General features: G+C 75.4%; 16 protein-coding genes and 3 pseudogenes. 9 read left to right on the plus strand and 10 right to left on the minus strand.

Translation table 11 applies throughout. The features are described from left to right. Positions 1-74 precede the first annotated feature (74 nt). From REH70_RS08695 to REH70_RS08730, 9 genes and pseudogenes are all read right to left on the minus strand, one after another. Positions 75-644, minus strand: a complete 570-nt coding sequence (locus REH70_RS08695; RefSeq protein ID WP_310753769.1) for an EAL domain-containing protein — start codon at positions 642-644, stop codon at positions 75-77. 44 nt (positions 645-688) lie between these two features. Continuing rightward, positions 689-1,168 carry a diguanylate cyclase domain-containing protein gene (locus REH70_RS08700; RefSeq protein WP_310753770.1) on the minus strand — a complete coding sequence of 160 codons (480 nt, stop codon included), beginning with the start codon at positions 1,166-1,168 and terminating at the stop codon, positions 689-691. Continuing rightward, positions 1,066-1,479 carry a GGDEF domain-containing protein gene (locus REH70_RS08705; RefSeq protein WP_310753772.1) on the minus strand — a complete coding sequence of 138 codons (414 nt, stop codon included), beginning with the start codon at positions 1,477-1,479 and terminating at the stop codon, positions 1,066-1,068. The genes REH70_RS08700 and REH70_RS08705 overlap by 103 nt, the downstream gene beginning before the upstream one ends. Beyond that, on the minus strand, positions 1,404-2,015 hold the full coding sequence (locus REH70_RS08710) for a GAF domain-containing protein (RefSeq protein WP_310753773.1): 612 nt from the start codon (positions 2,013-2,015) through the stop codon (positions 1,404-1,406). The genes REH70_RS08705 and REH70_RS08710 overlap by 76 nt, the downstream gene beginning before the upstream one ends. 202 nt (positions 2,016-2,217) lie before the next feature. Continuing rightward, positions 2,218-2,676, minus strand: a complete 459-nt coding sequence (locus tag REH70_RS08715) for a TraR/DksA C4-type zinc finger protein (protein ID WP_310753774.1) — start codon at positions 2,674-2,676, stop codon at positions 2,218-2,220. A 137-nt stretch (positions 2,677-2,813) separates the two neighbouring features. Further along, positions 2,814-3,290 (minus strand): annotated as a pseudogene (locus REH70_RS20590) (SRPBCC family protein); the annotation flags it as partial. Beyond that, entirely contained in the window at positions 3,203-3,787 is a 585-nt protein-coding gene (locus REH70_RS08720; protein ID WP_310754211.1) for a PP2C family protein-serine/threonine phosphatase, read from the minus strand. The gene REH70_RS08720 and the pseudogene REH70_RS20590, both read right to left, overlap by 88 nt. Next, the gene (locus REH70_RS08725; RefSeq protein WP_310753775.1) at positions 3,679-5,328 is read right to left on the minus strand and encodes a PAS domain-containing protein; all 1,650 of its coding nucleotides are present in this window, start codon (positions 5,326-5,328) and stop codon (positions 3,679-3,681) included. The genes REH70_RS08720 and REH70_RS08725 overlap by 109 nt, the downstream gene beginning before the upstream one ends. 117 nt (positions 5,329-5,445) lie before the next feature. After that, complete coding sequence (locus REH70_RS08730; protein ID WP_310753776.1) at positions 5,446-6,831, minus strand: aminotransferase class V-fold PLP-dependent enzyme; 1,386 nt, start codon at positions 6,829-6,831, stop codon at positions 5,446-5,448. Positions 6,832-6,932: 101 nt separating this feature from the next. On the opposite strand from REH70_RS08730, the gene REH70_RS08735 reads away from it, so the two are divergent. The 9 genes and pseudogenes from REH70_RS08735 to REH70_RS08775 all read left to right on the plus strand — a co-directional run bounded on the left by REH70_RS08735 (position 6,933) and on the right by REH70_RS08775 (position 17,264). Next, a complete protein-coding gene (locus REH70_RS08735) occupies positions 6,933-7,775 on the plus strand; it encodes a PAS domain S-box protein (RefSeq protein ID WP_310753777.1) in 843 nt (280 codons plus the stop codon). Continuing rightward, entirely contained in the window at positions 7,703-9,124 is a 1,422-nt protein-coding gene (locus REH70_RS08740) for an EAL domain-containing protein (RefSeq protein WP_310753779.1), read from the plus strand. The genes REH70_RS08735 and REH70_RS08740 overlap by 73 nt, the downstream gene beginning before the upstream one ends. 126 nt (positions 9,125-9,250) lie before the next feature. Next, positions 9,251-10,927 carry a S8 family serine peptidase gene (locus REH70_RS08745; protein WP_310753781.1) on the plus strand — a complete coding sequence of 559 codons (1,677 nt, stop codon included), beginning with the start codon at positions 9,251-9,253 and terminating at the stop codon, positions 10,925-10,927. A 185-nt stretch (positions 10,928-11,112) separates the two neighbouring features. After that, positions 11,113-13,746: a bifunctional diguanylate cyclase/phosphodiesterase gene (locus tag REH70_RS08750; protein WP_310753783.1), complete on the plus strand. Its 2,634-nt coding sequence runs from the start codon at positions 11,113-11,115 to the stop codon at positions 13,744-13,746. An 86-nt stretch (positions 13,747-13,832) separates the two neighbouring features. Further along, positions 13,833-14,084 (plus strand): hypothetical protein, encoded by a 252-nt coding sequence (locus tag REH70_RS08755; RefSeq protein WP_310753784.1) that lies wholly within the window; start codon positions 13,833-13,835, stop codon positions 14,082-14,084. An 86-nt stretch (positions 14,085-14,170) separates the two neighbouring features. Further along, complete coding sequence (locus tag REH70_RS08760; RefSeq protein WP_310753785.1) at positions 14,171-14,956, plus strand: alpha-glucosidase domain-containing protein; 786 nt, start codon at positions 14,171-14,173, stop codon at positions 14,954-14,956. Then, a pseudogene (locus REH70_RS08765) lies at positions 14,923-16,151 on the plus strand (glycoside hydrolase family 31 protein); the annotation flags it as partial. The gene REH70_RS08760 and the pseudogene REH70_RS08765, both read left to right, overlap by 34 nt. Before the next feature lie 18 nt (positions 16,152-16,169). Further along, on the plus strand, positions 16,170-16,586 hold the full coding sequence (locus REH70_RS08770) for a DUF5110 domain-containing protein (protein WP_310754213.1): 417 nt from the start codon (positions 16,170-16,172) through the stop codon (positions 16,584-16,586). Between the two features lie 61 nt (positions 16,587-16,647). Beyond that, positions 16,648-17,264: pseudogene (locus REH70_RS08775) on the plus strand (flavodoxin family protein). Positions 17,265-17,293: 29 nt separating this feature from the next. On the opposite strand, the gene REH70_RS08780 reads toward REH70_RS08775, so the two are convergent. Further along, complete coding sequence (locus REH70_RS08780; protein ID WP_310753787.1) at positions 17,294-18,112, minus strand: putative protein N(5)-glutamine methyltransferase; 819 nt, start codon at positions 18,110-18,112, stop codon at positions 17,294-17,296. Positions 18,113-18,117: the final 5 nt, after the last annotated feature.

Raw genomic sequence — 18,117 nt, forward strand, 5'->3', positions numbered from 1 at the left:
ACGCCTGGCCGGCGCCGGCGTCCCGGCTCGGTCGGCTCGGTCGGCACGTCACCGACCCCCGCCCCCGAGCGGGCTCAGTAGCCCAGGTCGAGCGGGGTCGCCGCCCACGGCGGGTCGAGCAGCTGGGCACGGAGGGCGTCGGGGGGCTGCGGGACCGACAGGTGATAACCCTGGACGTGCGTGCAGCCGAGCTCGTGCAGGCTCTGCAGGGTGTCGGCGTTCTCGACGCCCTCGACGACGACGGTCCGGCGCAGGTTGTGCCCGAGCAGCAGCACGGCGGAGACGACGGCCGCCGCGTCGCGGTTGCCGGACAGGTTGCGGGTGAACGACTGGTCGACCTTGAGCGTCGCGGCGGGGATCTCGAGCAGGCGCCCGAGCGAGGAGTACCCCGTGCCGAAGTCGTCGATCGCCAGCTGCACCCCGAGCGCGCGGATCTGCTCGAGGGCGGCGACCGTCACCTCCGGGTGGCTGATGACGCCGGACTCGGTGATCTCGAGCGTGAGCCGGTGCGGGTCGAGACCGTAGGACGCCACGGTGCGGGCGACGCGCTCGGGCAGGCGCGGGTCGGTGAGCTCCTCGGTGGACACGTTGACGAACATCCGCTGCGGCGCCCGGTCGCCGAGGGAGACGTCCCACTCGGTCACCTGTCGGCACGCCTCGCCCAGCACCCACGCGCCGAGGTCGTTGATCAGCCCCCGCGGACCGCGGCGTCGATGAAGGCACCCGCCGGGAGCAGCCCGCGTGTGGGGTGACGCCAACGGACCAGCGCCTCGACGGCGTAGACGCCCCGCGCGGTGTCCGCCGGCGCGGCCAGCAGGTCGATGATGGGCTGGTAGTGCAGCTCGAGCTCGTCACCGCGCAGGGCCTGCCCCAGCTCGGCGATCAGCCGCTCCTCCGCGGCCGCCCGTGCGCGCTCGGCGGCATGGGTCTCGGCGTCGAAGACCTCGAACCGCCCCCGCCCGGCGTCCTTCGCCCGGTACATCGCGGAGTCGGCCTGGGAGACCAGCGCGTCGGCCGTCTGCGTCGGGTCGTCGGTCGTGGCGATGCCGATGCTCACCGACGTGCTCATCGCGAACCCGGCCGGCCGGTACGGCGCACGCAGCGCGTCGAGGATGCGCTGGGCGACCTTGCCGGCCGCGAGCGGCGCCGTGAGGCCCTCGAGCAGCACGACGAACTCGTCACCGCCGAGGCGCGCCAGGATGTCGGTCGGCCGCAGGGCCCCCGCACCCGCTCGGCCACGGTGGTCAGCAGCCGGTCGCCGGCGTCGTGGCCGAAGGTGTCGTTGACCTCCTTGAGCGCGTCGAGGTCGAGGAACAGCACGCCGACGTGCCCCGGACGGCGGGCGAGGCTCGCGATCGCGTGCGTCACGCGCTCGAAGAACATCCACCGCGTCGGCAGGTCGGTCAGCGGGTCGTGCGTCGCGCGGTGCGCCAGCTCGTCCTGCGCGTGCCGGGCGGTGTCCCGGTCCGCCGCCACCACGAGGTAGGACGTCGCGAGGTTCGCGAGCGTGGTCGCGGCGGCCAGCTCGGCAGGCGTGAGGGGGCGTCGTCGAGGCGGTACAGGCTCAGGACGCCCCACAGCCGACCGCGAGCGCGCATGGGGACCGCGGTCACCGCGCGCGCACCGAGGGTGGTCACCTGACGCTCCAGCTCGGGCCAGCGATCGGCGGACGCGAGGTCGTCGACGACGACGAGGTCCCCGGTCAGGTACGCGTCGTGGGACGGCCCTTCGCCGAGGCACTCCTCGAGCCGCTCGACCGCCTCACCGAGACCCGCCGTGGCGAACGCGGTCCGCAGGGAGCCGGCGGTCGGGCGCGGCGTCATCACGCCGGCACCGTCGACGTCCAGCACCCGCGTCACCCCGGAGCCGAGCTGGCGCAGGATGTCCCCGACCGAGAAGTCGCCGGTCACGGTGGCCGCGAAGTCGTTGAGGACCGTCGCCAGCTCCTGGGTGTCGACGGCGCGCGCACCGGTGCCGGGCGTCGCGCCGACGCGGCCGTGGCGTGCCGAGGTCACAGACGTCGCTCCAGGGGTCCGTTGATGGCCGGGCCGTGACGGCGACCCGTCGGGCTCGTCGCCGAGCCCACGGGTGAGCGTAGGCCCCCGTCGGCGCGGTGGCCTGCGCGGCACCCGTCCGCGTGACGGTCGTCACGGGACGTACCGGACGAATCGCCGCGCCGCCGGACACACCGGGCGGCCTCACCGACGCCGGGCTGCCTCACCGGCGCCCGGACGCGCACCCGATGCAGGTGCGTGCGAGCGGGAGCGCCTCCAGCCGGGCCGCCGCGATCGGGCGGCCGCAGGTCTCGCAGGTGCCGTAGCGGCCACGGGCGAGCCGGTCCCGTGCCGCGTCGACCTCCGCGAGCTGGTGCCTGGCCCGCGCGACGAGCGAGTCGAGCTGTGACCGCTCGAACGCGATGGTCGCGCCCTCGGGGTCGTGCTCGTCGTCCGCGTTGGAGTCGCGGGATGCTGCCACGAGCTCGTCGAAGCCCTCGGTCAGCCCGGTCAGCCGGCGCACCGCGTCGTCCCGGACGACGGCGAGTGCACGCGCGACGTCCGGGTCGACGTCCGTGCCGCTGGTGCCGCTGGGGCCGTTGGTGCTGCTGGAGCCGTTGGTGCTGCTGGGGCCGTTGGTGCTGCTGGTGCCGCCGGCGCCGTCGGTCCCGCGATCGGACACGGCTCAGCGCCCGCGCCCGCCGCGCCGGGCGGCGCGCTCGACGTCGGCGAGGTCGTCGGCCATCTGCCGGCGGTACAGCCGGCCGTCGCGTGTGCCGAAGGCGACCTCGAGCGTGCGCCGCGTCGAGGACCGGGGGCCTCGTGCTCGACGTCGAACGTGCTGACCACCATGGTCGTGCCGACCCCGCGGCGCACGAGGTGGAAGGTGACCCGGCAGACCGTGCCACCGATCGTCCCGAGCGCCTCGTACCCCTCGCCGGGCAGGACGGTCTCCACCGTGAAGTCCAGGGTCACCGGCCGGCGCGACCGCCCGGTGCGGGTCTCGGTCCACCGGGTGCCGGCGTCGAACGGCCCGGGCGTGCGCACGTGCACCGCGGTGACGTGCCGTCGGACGCGGGCGAGCGCGGGGAGGTCCGTCAGGGCGTCCCACACCGCGTCGGCGGGCAGGGCGATGGTGCGCGTCGCGGACGCCGAGCGGCTCGTGGGCACGGGACCTCCAGGGTGGTGCGGGTCGGTCGGCGGACGACTCAGCCGGGCAGGGCCACGCGCACGGCGACCAGCGCGACGTCGTCGGTGCGACGTGCGGGCAGCAGCCGGTCCAGGACCGCGTCGCACAGCCCCTCGACGTCGAGGTGGGCGACGTCGGCCAGGACGCCGCGCAGCGTCTGCAGGCTGTCGCTGAGGGACTCGTCACGACGCTCGACGAGCCCGTCCGTGTACAGGAACAGCGTCGACCCCGGCGTGAGCGTCATGACCGACTCGTGCCGCTCGGCGTCGGGGATGACGCCGAGCAGCAGGTCGCTGCGCGAGGCAGCCAGCGTCGACACCGAGCCGTCCGGGGCGATGAGCATCGGCGGCGGGTGGCCGGCGTTGGACCACCGCACGGTACGGACGCCGGGGTCGGCGCCCGCCGGTCCGGCGTCGGCGTCGGCGTCGCTCTGGTCCTCGCGGACCGGCTCGACCCGGGCGACGACGGCGGTGGCGATGGTCGGTGCCTGCAGCGTCACCATCGCGGTGTCGACCTCGTGGAGCAGCCGGGCCGGACCGGCGCCGGTCGTGACGGCGACGCCCCGCAGGAGGGACCGCAGCTGTCCCATCGCCGCGGCCGCCACGATGTCGTGCCCGACGACGTCGCCGATGACCAGCACCGTGGCCCCGTCGCGCTGCGCGAACGCGTCGTACCAGTCCCCGCCGACCTGCGCCGCCTCACCCGCCGGGACGTAGCGGACCGCGATGTCCAGCCGGTCGGTGCGGGGCGGCTGGGTGAGCAGGGCACGCTGCAGCCCTTCGGCGAGCTGACGCTGCTGACGCAGCATCCGGGAGTTCTCCAGGGCGAGGCCCGCGTGCCCCGCGACCTCCTGCGCGACGGCGAGCTCCTCGGCGGACAGGGTGCGCGCGTCGGCCCGCTGAACAGCGAGATGAGCCCGACGGTCCCGGCCCGCCCCCGCAGGGGGAGCACGACGAGCGTCTCCGGCGCGAGCTCGTGGATGAGGCGGCGGGCCTCGTCCGAGCTGAGCATGCCGTCGATCGCGTCGGTCGCGCCGTGCCCGGTCACGACCATCTCGCCGGTGCGCAGCGCCCGGACCAGGAACGACTCGTCGCTCAACGCGGTCAACCGGTTCTCCGCGTACGCGCGCACGACCGGGCGCGACGCGGCGTCGGCGTGCGCCCAGCCGATGTCCCGCAGCCCGCGCCGCGCCCCGGCGAGCTCGCCGTCGTCGACGAGCGTGACGATGCACCAGTCGGAGAGCACCGGGACGACCAGCTCGGCGAGCCGCCCCACCGCCAGCTCGCCGTCGAGGGTCTCGGTGAGTGCCGCGGTCACCTGCGCGATGAGCGCCGCCCGGCGCACGGCCTGCTGGGTCTCCTCCTGCGCACGACGTCGGGCGGTGATGTCGAGGAAGTACACCGACAGTCCGTCGGGACCCGGCCAGGCGCGCACCTCGTACCAGGCGTCCAGCGGCGGCGGGTAGTACGCGTCGAACGCCACCGGCTCGCCCGCCGTCATGGCGTGGCGGTAGTGCACCTCGAAGTCCGACGCGACGGCGGCAGGGAACAGGTCCCACACGACCCCGCCGAGCAGCGTCTGGCGGTCCGCACCCAGCACGCGCTCGGCCTCGGTGTTCACGTAGGTGAAGCGCCAGTCGTGGTCGAGCGAGAAGAACGCGGTCGGCATGGCCTCGAGCACGCGGCCGAGGTGCTCCTCGCCCTCCTGCCGCCCGGTGACGTCGAGCGCGGCGCCGAGCAGCCGCACCGCGGTGCCGTCGCGGTCGTGCAGCACACGACCGCGGGCGGTGATCCACCGCGGGGGTGTGTCGGGGGCGGCGCCGGCCGGCAGGACCCGGTACTCCGCCTCGAGCTCGTCGTGCGCCTCGACCGCCTGGGCCACGGCACGGTCCACGCCGGGGCGGTCCTCGGGGTGCACGTGCGCGAGGAACTCCTCCGCCGACTGCTCGAGGGGCGTGCCGGCGTCCCGGCCGTAGAGCTCGGCGAGGGCGGGGTCGACGACGACCCGGCCGGTCACGAGGTTCCAGTCGAAGGTGCCGATGCCGGCGGCCGCGATGGCGAGCTCCCCGAGCACACCGCCGACCTCGGGGCGGTGCTCGCGGACGACGCGGTTCTCGGGTCGAGCCCGTCCGGGGCTGTGCGGCATGCGCGACTCCTCCACCTGACCGGTCCGGTGCCGACCTGGCGACCCGGCGGCATGGACGCCCGGCCGGCCCGCGGTCGCCGCGCGGTGCGCGAGACCTCCGGCGGCTGCGCCCGGAGTCTATCCGGTCGGCCGGACCCAGCCCTCCGCCGTCGGTCGGTAGAGCCGGTCGCGCTCCGGGGTCGCGGCGATCTCCCGCAGCGCCTCACCGAGTGCGGCGACGTCCTGGCGTGCGGTGCCGCGGTTCGCGCTCGCCCGCACCGCGCCGGGGACCCGGTCGCGCCGGCCGGCCCGGACGTCGGCGTGGAAGCGGGCGACCTCGTCGTGGGTCAGACCCAGCAGTCGGCCCATGTAGGGGTGCGCGCAGAAGCAGCCGCTGCGCACCCCGATGCCGAACTCCACCGACAGACGCGTCGCGAGGAGCGCGTGCGGCGTGCCCTCCAGGTTGAAGGCCGCGACCGGCAGGCGCGCCGCCGTGCCCGTGGCGCCGTACCGCCGCAGCCGGGGCACGGACGCGAGCTCGCGGTCGAGGTCGGACACGAGCGCCACCTCGTGCGCGAGGACGGCGTCCCAGCCCTGGTCCAGCACGTCCGTGGCGGCGGCGGCGAGCGCGACCGCCCCGAGCACGTTCGGCGACCCCGCCTCCTCGCGCTGCGGACCGTCCGCCCACACCACGTCGTCCCCGGAGACCGCGGACACCGCCCCGCCGCCGACGAGGAAGGGCTCGCCGTCGCGGAACAGGGCTCGGGGCGCCACGAGCGCGCCGGCGCCGAACGGTGCGTACAGCTTGTGCCCGGACAGCGCCAGCACGTCGACCCCGAGGGCCGCCATGTCGATCGGGCGGTGCGGCGCGAGCTGGGCCGCGTCCACGACCACGAGCACACCCCGGTGGCGCGCTGCTGCGGTGATCCGCGCCAGGTCGGGCATCCATCCGGTGACGTTCGACGCCCCGGTGAGGGCGAGCACGCGCGGGCGCGGTGACGCGCCGAGGCCCGCCACGACGTCGTCGACCGTGAAGGTGCCCCGGGTGTCGACGTCGACGGTCCGCACCTGGGCGTGGCGTCGCCAGGGGAGCAGGTTCGCGTGGTGCTCCGCAGCCGTCGTGAGGACCACGTCGTCGGGCTCGAGCCGCAGGCGGAACGCCAGCAGGTTCAGCGCCTCGGTGGTGTTGCGCGGGAAGACGACCTGGTGCGTCGCGGGATCCGCGCCGACGAACCGCCCGACGACGTCACGCGCCGCCTCGTACCGCGCGCTCGTCACCTGCGACTTCGCGCCGGCCCCACGGTGCACGCTGGAGTACCAGGGCAGCAGGTCGGTCACCGCGGCCACCACCGCGGGTGCGGCCGAGCTCGTCGCCGCGGTGTCCAGGTCGACGTAGCGCCGGGTGCCGCCGCCCGCCACCGGAACCCGGACGTCGTCGCCCACGAGCCGGCGGTGAGCGGTCGGCGCGGGTGCGCTCGGTGCGAGGGGCGCGGGGCCCCGCGGGATCGGTGTGGTGGTGGGCATGTGCGCCCCATCGGCGGACCGGGCGACCAGATGAACGAACCGGCCGAAACCGGTCACGAGAAATCGGTCACGTGGCGGGGGTGGCGGTCGATGAGGACGCCGTGGACCAGACCCGCACCCCCGTGCCCGCCGCCACCGTGCCCGCAGCCGCGCCCACCGCGGTGCCCACGAGCGGCGAGACGGGCACCCGGTCCGGCACCGCCCCGGTCCGCCGGTTCCGGCTCACCGGACGGGTGTTCTGGGACCTCGCGATCTACATGGTCGGCCTCGGACTCGCGGTCGGGCTGATCTTCCCGCCGTTCGTCGAGCAGCTGGGCATGCCGCCCCACCTCGCGCGCCGTGCGGTGTTCGTCGGGGCGTGCCTCGGGGCGGGCTTCCTCGTCGGTGCCGCCAACTACGCGCTGTGCCGCACCGTCGTCGGCGGTCGGCTCGCGGTCCTCACCGCCCGCCTGCACGCCGTGGGCGCCACCATCGAGCAGGCCGGCCGCACGGGCGACTGGACGAGCGGCACCACCGAGCGGATCGGTGTCGACTCCGACGACGAGCTGGGCGAGACGGCGCGCGCCTTCAACCGGCTGCTCGACACGCTGGAGGCGGGGGCGCACTTCCGCTCGCTGGTCCGCAACGCGTCCGACCTCATCACCGTCGTCGACCGCGACGGCACCCTCACCTACGCGACCCCGTCCGTCGAGGCGGTGCTCGGGTACCGTCCGGAGGCGCTCCTCGGCGCCGGCGTCGACACCCTCGTCCACCCCGACGACGCCGCCGCGCACCGCGCGCACCTCGTCGCCGTCGTCGCCGGCCCGTCCGGCTCCCCGACGGGTGCCCCGCTGGTCCACCGGATGCGGCACGCGCACGGGGGTGGCGGTGGATGGAGACGGTCGCCGCGGACCTGCTCGACGACGCCGCCGTCGCCGGCGTCGTCCTCACCACGCGCGACGTGAGCGACCGGCACGAGCTCGAGGAGCGGCTGCGCACGCAGGCGTTCCACGACACGCTGACCGACCTGCCCAACCGCGCGCTGTTCATGGAGCGGCTGCGAGCCGCCGAGGACGCGTGCCGCAGCGCGGACGTGCCGATGGCGGTGCTCTTCCTGGACCTCGACGACCTCAAGCCGGTCAACGACACCCTCGGTCACGAGGTGGGGGACACCCTGCTGCGCACGGTCGGTGAGCGGATCCTCGGCGCCCTGCGGCCGGGGGACCTCGCGGCCCGCCTCGCGGGAGACGAGTTCGCGGTCCTGCTGACCGGCGCCGACCGTGCGGGCGACGCGCGCGCGGTGGCCGAGCGCGTGCTCGCGTCGGTGCGCGAGCCGGTGCACCTGGACGACCGGTACGTCCAGGTCGGACTGAGCATCGGTGTCGCGTCGTCCGGCACGCCGGCAGCGGTCGACCTCGGGCTGCTGCGTGCCGCCGACGTCGCGATGTACGTGGCGAAGACGGCCGGCAAGGGCCGGGTGGAGGTCTTCGAGGGCAGCCACCACGCCGCCCGGCGTGACGTCGAACGGCTGCGCGCCGACCTGCACCACGCGCTCGACGCAGGGCAGCTCGAGCTCCACTACCAGCCGATCGTCGCGCTCGACAGCGGCACGGTGACCGGGTACGAGGCGCTGCTGCGGTGGAACCACCCCGAGCGGGGCCCGGTGTCACCCCAGGAGTTCATCCCGCTCGCCGAGGACACCGGCCTCATCGTGCCGATCGGCCGGTGGGTGACCCGGGAGGCGAGTCGGCAGGCGGTCGCGTGGCAGCGGGCCGGTGGCGCGCCGGTCCGCATGAGCGTGAACGTGTCCGCGCGCCAGTTCCACCACCCGGGCTTCGCCCAGGATGTCGCCGCCGCGCTCGACGCGACGGGGCTCGACCCGCGGCTGCTGACGCTGGAGATCACCGAGAGCCTGCTGGTGCAGGACTCCGCGCAGGTGGCCGGCCGCCTGCGACGTCTGAAGGAGATGGGCCTGCGCCTGGCGCTCGACGACTTCGGGACCGGCTGGTCGTCCCTGGGGTACCTGCGGCGCTTCCCGATCGACGTCCTCAAGATCGACCGGTCCTTCGTCGACGGCATCGCGACGAGTGCCGAGGACCGCGCGGTCGCCGGTGCGATCGTGCAGCTGGGCCGGACGCTCGGGCTCGAGGTCGTCGCCGAAGGCGTCGAGGACCCCGACCAGGTCGCGGTGCTCCAGGAGCTGAGGTGCCCGTCGGCGCAGGGGTACCACTTCGGCCGACCGGCACCGGCGGTGCCGGTCGGGCCCGCGGGCGTCCGGGTGCCGGCGGCGGCCGGTCCCCTCGGGCGCCCGTGACCGCGGGTGAGATCCCTGCGCTGACCGGGTGACCCGCGCTCCCGTGCGCCCGACCGGCGCTCGTCGTCGCCCTAGCGTCGGGCCAGCTGGCTGCACAGGCACCCAGCAGCGCGATGGGAGCAACTGATGCAGGACGACATGCGCTCCGGTCATCGACGCCGGTGGGGCGCGATGATCGGGGCCTCTGCACTCGTCTCCGGACTGGTGGTCGTGGCGTCCCCGGGGATGGCCGTCGCCGACGGTCACGGGCACACGCACGGACCCGGCGCGGACCACGGCACCGCCGCGGTCGTCGGGACGACCTGGGGCGACCGCACGGCCGACCGCGCCGCGCTGGGCAGGCACGGCGAGCACGCCGAGTCCCTCGACGCCGGTTCGCTCTTCACCGTGACGCACGCCGTGGGCGCGCGCGCCGTCTGGGAGCGCAAGGACCGCGCCGGACGCGCGATCACCGGGCAGGGCGTGACGGTCGCCGTCCTGGACTCGGGCGTCGAGGAGGTCCCCGGCCTGGCCGGCAAGACCGTCCAGGGCCCGGACCTCTCGCTCGAGTCCGGCGGTGACGGGCTGGCCGACGACACCTACGGCCACGGCACCCACATGGCCGGGATCATCGCCGCGCGCGACGACGTCCCGGTCGACCGCAGGACCGGTGCACCGCGGTCCACCGATCCGGGTGCCCAGCTCGGCGTCGCCCCCGACGCCCAGGTCCTCGCGCTCAAGCTCGCCGCCACCGACGGCAGCACCGACGTGAGCCAGGTCATCGCCGCGCTCGACTGGGTCGCGCAGCACCAGGACGACAACGGCATGGACGTGCGCGTCGTCAACCTGTCCTTCGGCACCGACTCCGTGCAGCCGTACCAGATCGACCCGCTCGCGGCGGCGGCGGAGCACGCCTGGCGCAGCGGACTCGTGGTCGTCGTCTCCGGCGGCAACGACGGCGAGGACGCCGGTGCGCTCAGCAACCCGGCGATCGACCCGTACGTCATCGCGGTGGGTGCGTCCGACCCGAACGGCGCGGCGACCGGATGGTCGGCGCCCTCGGTCGCCGACTTCAGCAGCCGCGGCACGGACGAGCGTCACGTCGACCTCGTCGCCCCGGGGGCGTCCATCGTGTCGCTGCGGGCCCCGGACTCCTTCGTCGACACCGAGCACCCGGAGGGTCGGGTCGCGGGGGACGACACCGGTCGGCTGTTCCGCGGCAGCGGCACCTCGCAGGCCGCGGCGGTCGTCAGCGGCGCGGCGGCGCTCGTGCTGCAGGCCAACCCGGCGCTGACGCCCGATGGGGTCAAGCACGCGCTCGTGAGCACCGCCCGCCCGCTCGCCGGTGAGGCCGCCGTCGACGCCGGGGCCGGCCAGGTCGACATCTCCGCCGCCGTCAGGGCCGCGGAGAAGGTCAAGGCGCACGGGGCGCCCGTCGTCCAGACGTGGCCGCAGGCGTCCGGGCTCGGCTCCCTGGACGCCGCCCGCGGCGGCAGCCGCCTCGTCGACCCCGGGACCGGGGACGTCCTGGTCGGCGAGATCGACGTCTTCGGCGCGCCGTGGGACCCCACGGCGTGGGCGCAGGCGTCGTCGAGCGGCACCGCCTGGGACGGCGGGGAGTGGATGCGCGCCCGGTGGAGCGGTGACGCGTGGACGTCGGACGGCTGGGCCCGCGCCCGGTGGAGCGACGCGTCGTGGGACCGGGCCCGCTGGTCACGCGCCCGGTGGAGCGACGCGTCGTGGGACCGAGCCCGCTGGTCACGCGCCCGTTGGAGTGACGCGTCGTGGGAACGGGCACGCTGGTCGAGCGTTCCCTGGTCCTGACCGTCCGGCTGCCGATGAGGGTGGAGGACCACCCGACGACCGGCGGAGCGGCACGGATGACACACGCAGGAGCAGGACCGGACCGCCCGCACGCCGACACCGGCGTGCGGGCGGCCCGCGTGCGTGGGGTCGGAGCACGTGGGGTCGGCGTCAGTGGGGTCGGCGTGCGGGTGCTGCGGTGGGCGATGGAACCCACCACGGTGACGGTCGCGCTGACTCTCACCCTGCTCGCCGCCGGTGTCGCGCTGTCGCTCCGGCTGCCAGACGGCGCGCTGCTCGCGGTCCCCGAGGGGTCGCCGACGACGTTCGGGGTCCTCGCGCTCGGGCTGCTGTTCTTCCTCACCGAGCTCGGTCAGGCGCGGATCGAGATCCGCCGCCAGGCGTACTCGTTCTCGCTGTCCGGCGTGCCGCTGCTGCTCGGTCTCCTCTACGTCAGCCCCGCCCAGCTCATCGCGATCCGCCTCGCCGCGGCGGTGCTGGCCTTCGCGGTGCAGCGGGTGCCGCCGGTGAAGTTCGCCTTCAACACCGCCGCCTACGGTCTCGACGTCGCCGCCGTGCTGACGCTGTCGCACGCCCTCGTGCGGGAGCCGGCCGAGCTCACCCTGGCCACGGCGGCGCTGTGCTACGTCGCGCTCGCCGCGGTCGACCTCCTCATGAGCGCGATCGTGCTGCTCGTCATCCGGGTGAACGGCGGGCCCGTGGGCCGCGAGGACGTCGCCGAGGTGGCGCTGTCCGCCGGCGGGTTCGTCGCGCTCAACACCGCGATCGGCCTGGTCGGTGCCGTCCTCGTGACGGACGGCAGCCTGGGTGCGGTGCTGCTGGTCGGCCTGGCTGCCGTGTCGGCGCTGTCCTACCGCGCCTACCTGGTGCTGCGCCGTCGCCACCGGTCCCTGCAGGACCTCCAGGACTTCATCCGGCTGGGCGAGGGGCCCGACGGCGCCCGGGGGCTCAACGCGCGCATGCTGCCGCGCGTCCGTGAGCTGCTCAACGCGGGGCGCGTGGAGCTGGTCATCGACGGCGCCGACGGTGACCCGGACACCGTCCTGGTCGTGGACGAGAGCGGCGTCCTCGAGGTCGCGGCCGGGCGCCCCGGGACCGCGGGACGCACGGAGGCCGCGGCCGACGACACGGGGTCGATCCGGGTCCCGCTGGAGGTGGCGGGCGCCACCGGGACGCTCACCACCCGGGAGCGGCTCGGCGACCACGCCCGGTTCACCGCCGACGACCACGTCCTGCTGCGCACCCTCGGTGGGCACCTCGCCGTCGCACTGCACAGCGCGCGCCTGCTCGAGCGCCTGCGGGACGACGCGACCCGGGACAGCCTGACCGGGCTGCCCAACCGCGCCCTGCTCGGCGAGCGGCTGCAGGAGCTCCTCGCCGTCCCGCACGACGCCGGGCGCGTGGCGGTGCTCGTGCTGGACCTGGACCGCTTCAAGGAGGTCAACGACGCCTTCGGTCACGCGTCGGGTGACCGGCTGCTGCAGGCCGTCGCCGCGCGTCTGACCGCCCTGGTGCCGGCGGGCGCGATGGTCGGTCGTCTCGGCGGCGACGAGTTCTCGGTCGTCCTGGCGCCGTCGCAGGACCCGGAGCGGGACGCCGTCGCCCTGGCGGGGCACATCGCGCGCGCCCTGACCGAGCCCGTGGACCTCGGTGAGGCCGCGGTGACCACCGGGGCGTGCGTCGGCGTCGGGGTGGGCGCACCCGGCCTGGACGGCGCCGACCTGCTGCGCCACGCGGACACCGCCATGTACGCCGCGAAGGACGCACGGCTGCCGGTGGTCGTGCACTCCGACAGCCTCGACGAGGGGCGGCGCGAGCGGCTCGCGATGCTCGTGGACATGCGGGCGGCGCTGGACGCGGGCGAGTTCCGGCTCGAGTACCAGCCGAAGGTCGACCTGGCCTCCGGCGTGGTGACCAGCGTCGAGGCGCTCGTGCGGTGGACCCACCCCGTGCTGGGCCCCGTCCCGCCGGACGTGTTCATCCCCGTCGCGGAGTCCACCGGCCTCATCGACGAGCTGACCCGGACCGTGCTGCGGCAGGCGCTGGACCAGTGCCGCCGTTGGCGCGAGGACGGTCACGACCTGACCGTCGCCGTGAACCTGTCGGCCCGCAACGTCAACGACGAGCAGCTCCCCGAGCGCATCGCGGCGGCGCTGGCGCTCGCCGGGGTGCCGGCCGACCGGCTGATCCTGGAGATCACCGAGAGCAGCGTCATGGGCGATCCGCGACGCACGGTGCCGACCCTGGAGCGCCTCGCGGCGCTGGGCGTCACGCTGTCGCTGGACGACTTCGGCACCGGCTACTCGAGCCTGTCCTACCTGCAGCGGCTGCCCGTGCGCGAGCTCAAGATCGACCGGTCGTTCCTCGTCGGGATGGCGCGCGAGGCGGCGGACCCCGGCGACCGCCCGGCCGGTGACGCTCGATCCCGCGACGGGTCGGCCGGCGACGACTTGGCCGGCGACAGCCCGGCCGGCGACAGCCCGCGAGACAGGTCGGCCCGCGGCGCGAGCGAGGTGCTCGTGCGGAGCATCGTCGGGCTCGCCCACAGCCTCGGGCTCCGCGTCGTCGCCGAGGGCGTGGAGACGCCGCAGATCATGGCGGAGCTGCGTGCCCTGGGCTGCGACCTCGCTCAGGGCTACCTCGTCTCCCGGCCTGTGCACCCCCGGTGCCTCGTGGACGTCGTGCACCGCGCCGGGTACCGGACCGCCGGGACCACGCGCGCCGCGCAGGCCGCCGTCCCGACTCCCCGCGGCGCCGCCTGGGCGTCCGGGCAGCGCGTCCCGACCGAGCGCGTCCCGACCGAGCGCGTGCCCGGCTGAGACACCCACCGCGCCGCGCGCAGTTCTCACGTCCCGGTCACCGCGCGGACCCGGGCGGTTCACGCGGGCCGCCTAGCGTCCAGGGCATGGCGGAGTACGTGTGCGTGGACGGACCGTTGTCGGGTCAGCAGTTCGACTGGCGGGACGAGCCCCACGAGGGCGAGGTCCTGACCATCGGCCTGGTCGACGTGGCGCAGGGGGACGTCGGGCCGGACGAGACCGAGGCCGACTACCGGGTGCTGAGCCGGGGCGGCGCCGGCGGCTCCGCACCCGGGCGCCTGGCGTTCGTCGCCGGGCGCGGTGCGTGGCGTGCGGAGCCCGTGCTCGTTCCGGGCTGACCGGCCGCGCCCGGCACGCCCGGCCGGGCTGCGCCAGCATGGTCGGGGGCCGACCGTCGGCCCGTGCCGACCGGACGGAGCCCGCCGTGCCCGTGACCGACCACTACCTGCGCCCCGAGCGCGTCGACGACGTCGAGGTGACGCCCCGGGGACTCCTGGCCGGCCTCGGGACCGAGCAGCTGCGGGTGGACGTGGTGCGCGACGACGTCGTGCGGCTCGCGATCAGCCGCGGCGGCTGCTTCGACGAGACGCCGACGCACGCCGTGTGCGTGGACCCGCTCGCGGGCGAGGTCGCCGTGGAGGTCGAGCGGGCGGACGACGTCGTCCGGGTCCGCACGGCGGCGCTGGTCGTGTCGGTCTGGCTGGACCCGTTCCGCATCGACGTGCACCGCACGGACGGCTCGGCGGTGGTCGAGGCCGCGCAGGACGAGCAGGGACGCTACTGGTCGTACGCGACGCTCAACGACGCGTTCGTGGTGCGCCGGCGGTGCCGCCCCGAGGACGCCGTCTACGGGCTGGGGGAGAAGACCGGCCGGTTCAACCGGCGCGGGCGTGACTTCACGCTGTGGAACACCGACGTCCTGAGCCCGACGGCCTCGGGGAGTTCGCCGACGGCCGGGACGCGAGCGACCCGCGCGCCGACAACACGAGCACCGAGTTCGACCCGTACTACGTGTCGATCCCGTTCTTCTACCACCAGTCCTACCCGGACGGGGCGATGGCCGGGTCCTTCCTCGACAACGGCTACCGCACCGACTACGACTTCAGCGGCGCGCACGAGTACGTCGTGCACGCCTCGGGCGGGCAGTACGTCGAGTACGTCTTCGCCGGCCCCACCATGCCGGAGATCCTCGAGGCCTACACCGGCCTGACCGGCCGCACCGCACCGCCGCCGCTCTGGGCGCTCGGCTACCACCAGTGCCGCTGGACCGACTACACCGCCGACGCGGTCGAGGCGGTCGCCCACCGGCACCGCGAGCTCGATGTGCCGTGCGACGCGCTGTGGCTCGACATCGACCACATGGACGGCTACCGGGTCTTCACCTGGGACGCCGACCGGTTCCCCGACCCGGCCGGGATGCTCGCCCGGCTGGCCGCGGACGGCTTCCGGGTCGTGACGATCGTCGACCCCGGGGTGAAGCACGACCCCGGCTACGCCGTGTTCGACGACGCCGTGCGCCGCGACGTCCTGTGCCGCACCGAGGGCGGTGACCTCTACGTCGGCCAGGTGTGGCCCGGCAACACCGTCTTCCCCGACTTCGCCACCGAGGAGGCCCGCACGTGGTGGGGCGAGCTCAACGCCGCGCACGTGCGGTCCGGCCTGGCCGGCATCTGGAACGACATGAACGAGCCCGCGACCGGGGACATCCCCCGGGCGCGATGCTCTTCGGCCGCGGTGAGCACTCCCACGCCCGGTACCACAACCAGTACGCGCTGCTCATGGCGATGGCGACCACCCAGGGACTGCTCGCCGAGATGCCCGAGCGGCGCACCTTCGTGCTGTCCCGCGGCGGGTCGGCCGGCATCCAGCGGTACGCCGCCAACTGGATGGGCGACAACATGTCCCGCTGGGACCACCTGTGGCTCAGCATGCCGATGGCCGCCGGCTTCGGGGTGTCGGGTCAGGCGTTCGTCGGTGCGGACATCGGCGGCTTCATGGGCGACAGCGGCCCCGAGCTGCTCGTGCGGTGGATGCAGTACGGCACGCTCACGCCGTTCTGCCGCAACCACACCGTCAACACCGCGGTGGAGCAGTACGCCTGGGCCTTCGGCGGCGCCGTCCTGGACGCGGTGCGGGACGCGATCCGGACCCGGTACCGGCTCCTGCCGTACCTGTACGCCGCCTTCCTGCACGCGTCCGAGACCGGCGCGCCGGTGCAGCGGCCGCTCGTCTTCGACCACGGCGACGACCTCGTCACCCGGGACCTCGACGACGAGTACCTGCTCGGCCCGGACCTCCTGGTCGCGCCGGTGACCGCCCCCGGGACGACCGCGCGGCAGGTGTACCTGCCCGCGGGCGGGTGGTACGACCGCCACAGCGACGAGCACCTGACCGGCCGCCGCTACGTGACCGCACCCACGCCGATGGACCGCATCCCGGTGTACGTCCGCGCCGGCGCCGTCGTGCCGTGCTGGACGCAGGCGCCACCGTCGACGGACGGCTACCACCCCACCGAGGTCGAGCTGCACCTGTACGTGCCCCACGAGGACGGGACCCGCTCCTCCCTGCTGCAGGAGGACGACGGCCTCACCCTCGCGGCCCGGGACGGCGCGCGGTACCGCACCTCCGTCACCGTGACCCGGGCCGGACGCACGGTGACCGTGCGCGCCGACGTGGACGGCGACGGCTACCCCGAGTTCCGGCGGACCGCCTTCCACCTCGTGGTGCACGGCGCCGCCGTCGACGCGGTCGACCTCGACGGCACCCGGGTGCCGGTGCGCGACGGCGTCGCGGTACTGCCCAACACGGGGGAGCCGTTCACCGTCCGGTTCGCGGTGTGAGCGGACGCCGGGGCTCAGGCGCCCGGGTGCGGGCACGCCCCGGCGCACCGAGGATGGCGGCATGCAGACCAACCCGGACCTGACCGCCGTCGTCCTCGTGGGGACGCTCACCCTTCCCCGGCCCCGTCGAGCAGCGAGCTGCTCGGCCGGCAGGTGCTCGACGCGCTCGGCGAGCACGGCGTCGTCGGGACCGTCGTCCGGCTCGTCGACCACGACATCCGCCCCGGCGTGCAGGTCGACATGGGCGCCGGCGACGAGTGGCCCGCCATCCGCCGGCTGGTGCTCGCGGCGGACATCCTCGTCATCGCGACCCCGATCTGGATGGGTCAGCCCTCGAGCGTCACCAAGCGCGCGCTCGAGCGCCTGGACGCCGAGCTGTCCGAGAAGGACGACGAGGGGCGGCTGCTGACGTACGGCAAGGTCGCGGCGGTCGCCGTGGTCGGCAACGAGGACGGCGCCCACCACTCGAGCGCCGAGATCTTCCAGGCGCTGGACGACGTCGGCTTCACGATCCCGGCAGCGGCCGTGACGTACTGGGTCGGCCGTGCGATGGAGGGGGTGGACTACCAGGACCTCGACGAGACGCCGGAGACGACCGCCGCCACCACCGCCACGCTCGCGGCGCAGGCCGCCCACCTCGCCCGGCTGCTGCACGGCTCGCCGTACCCGCCCGCGTAGGCGCACGTCCGTCGGCTCGCCCGGGCGCCTCAGCCCGGGCGACGCCCGACGACGGCCGTGGCGTCGACGTCGGCCCACCGCACCACCCGCGGGACCAGCCCGGCGGCCGCGACCGCGTCTCGCAGCGCGTCGGCCTGACGCGCCCCGGACTCGACGACGACGTGCCCGCCGGGCCGGAGCCACGCCGGGGCGCCGTCGAGCACGCGGCGCAGCACGCCCAGCCCGTCCGGGCCGCCGTCGAGGGCGACGGGCGCCTCGTGCGTGCGCGCCTCGGGCGGCATGAACCCGATGGCGTCCGTCGGCACGTAGGGCGCGTTGGCGACCAGCACGTCGACGCGCCCCCGCAGCGAAGCGGGCAGGGCGTCGTACAGGTCGCCGGCGAGCACCCGCCCGCCGCGCGGCACCACGTTGCGGTGCGCGCACCGGACCGCCGCCGGGTCGACGTCGGCCGCGAGCAGGACGACGTGCGGTGCGGCGTCGAGGACCGCCGCCCCGACCGCCCCGGACCCGCAGCACAGGTCCACCACGACCGGGTCGGCACCGGGCAGCAGGGCGAGCGCCTCCCGGACGAGGAGCGCGGTGCGCCGTCGCGGCACGAACACCCCGGGGTCGACCGCGATCCGCACGCCGCAGAACTCGGCCCAGCCGAGCACGTGCTCGAGCGGCTCACCGGCCGTCCGCCGCTCCACCAGCGCGGCGAGCTCGACCGGGGTGCCGGCGGCGTCGACCAGCAGCCGGGCCTCGTCCTCGGCGAAGACGCACCCCGCGGCCCGCAGCCGCGCCACGACGACGGCGTCGGTCGCCGCGTCCGAGACGTCGTCGACGCCCCCGGGCACGGGCCGGGTCACCGAGC

The sequence above is a fragment of the Cellulomonas sp. ATA003 genome (assembly GCF_031582905.1).
Classification (GTDB): Bacteria; Actinomycetota; Actinomycetes; order Actinomycetales; family Cellulomonadaceae; genus Pengzhenrongella.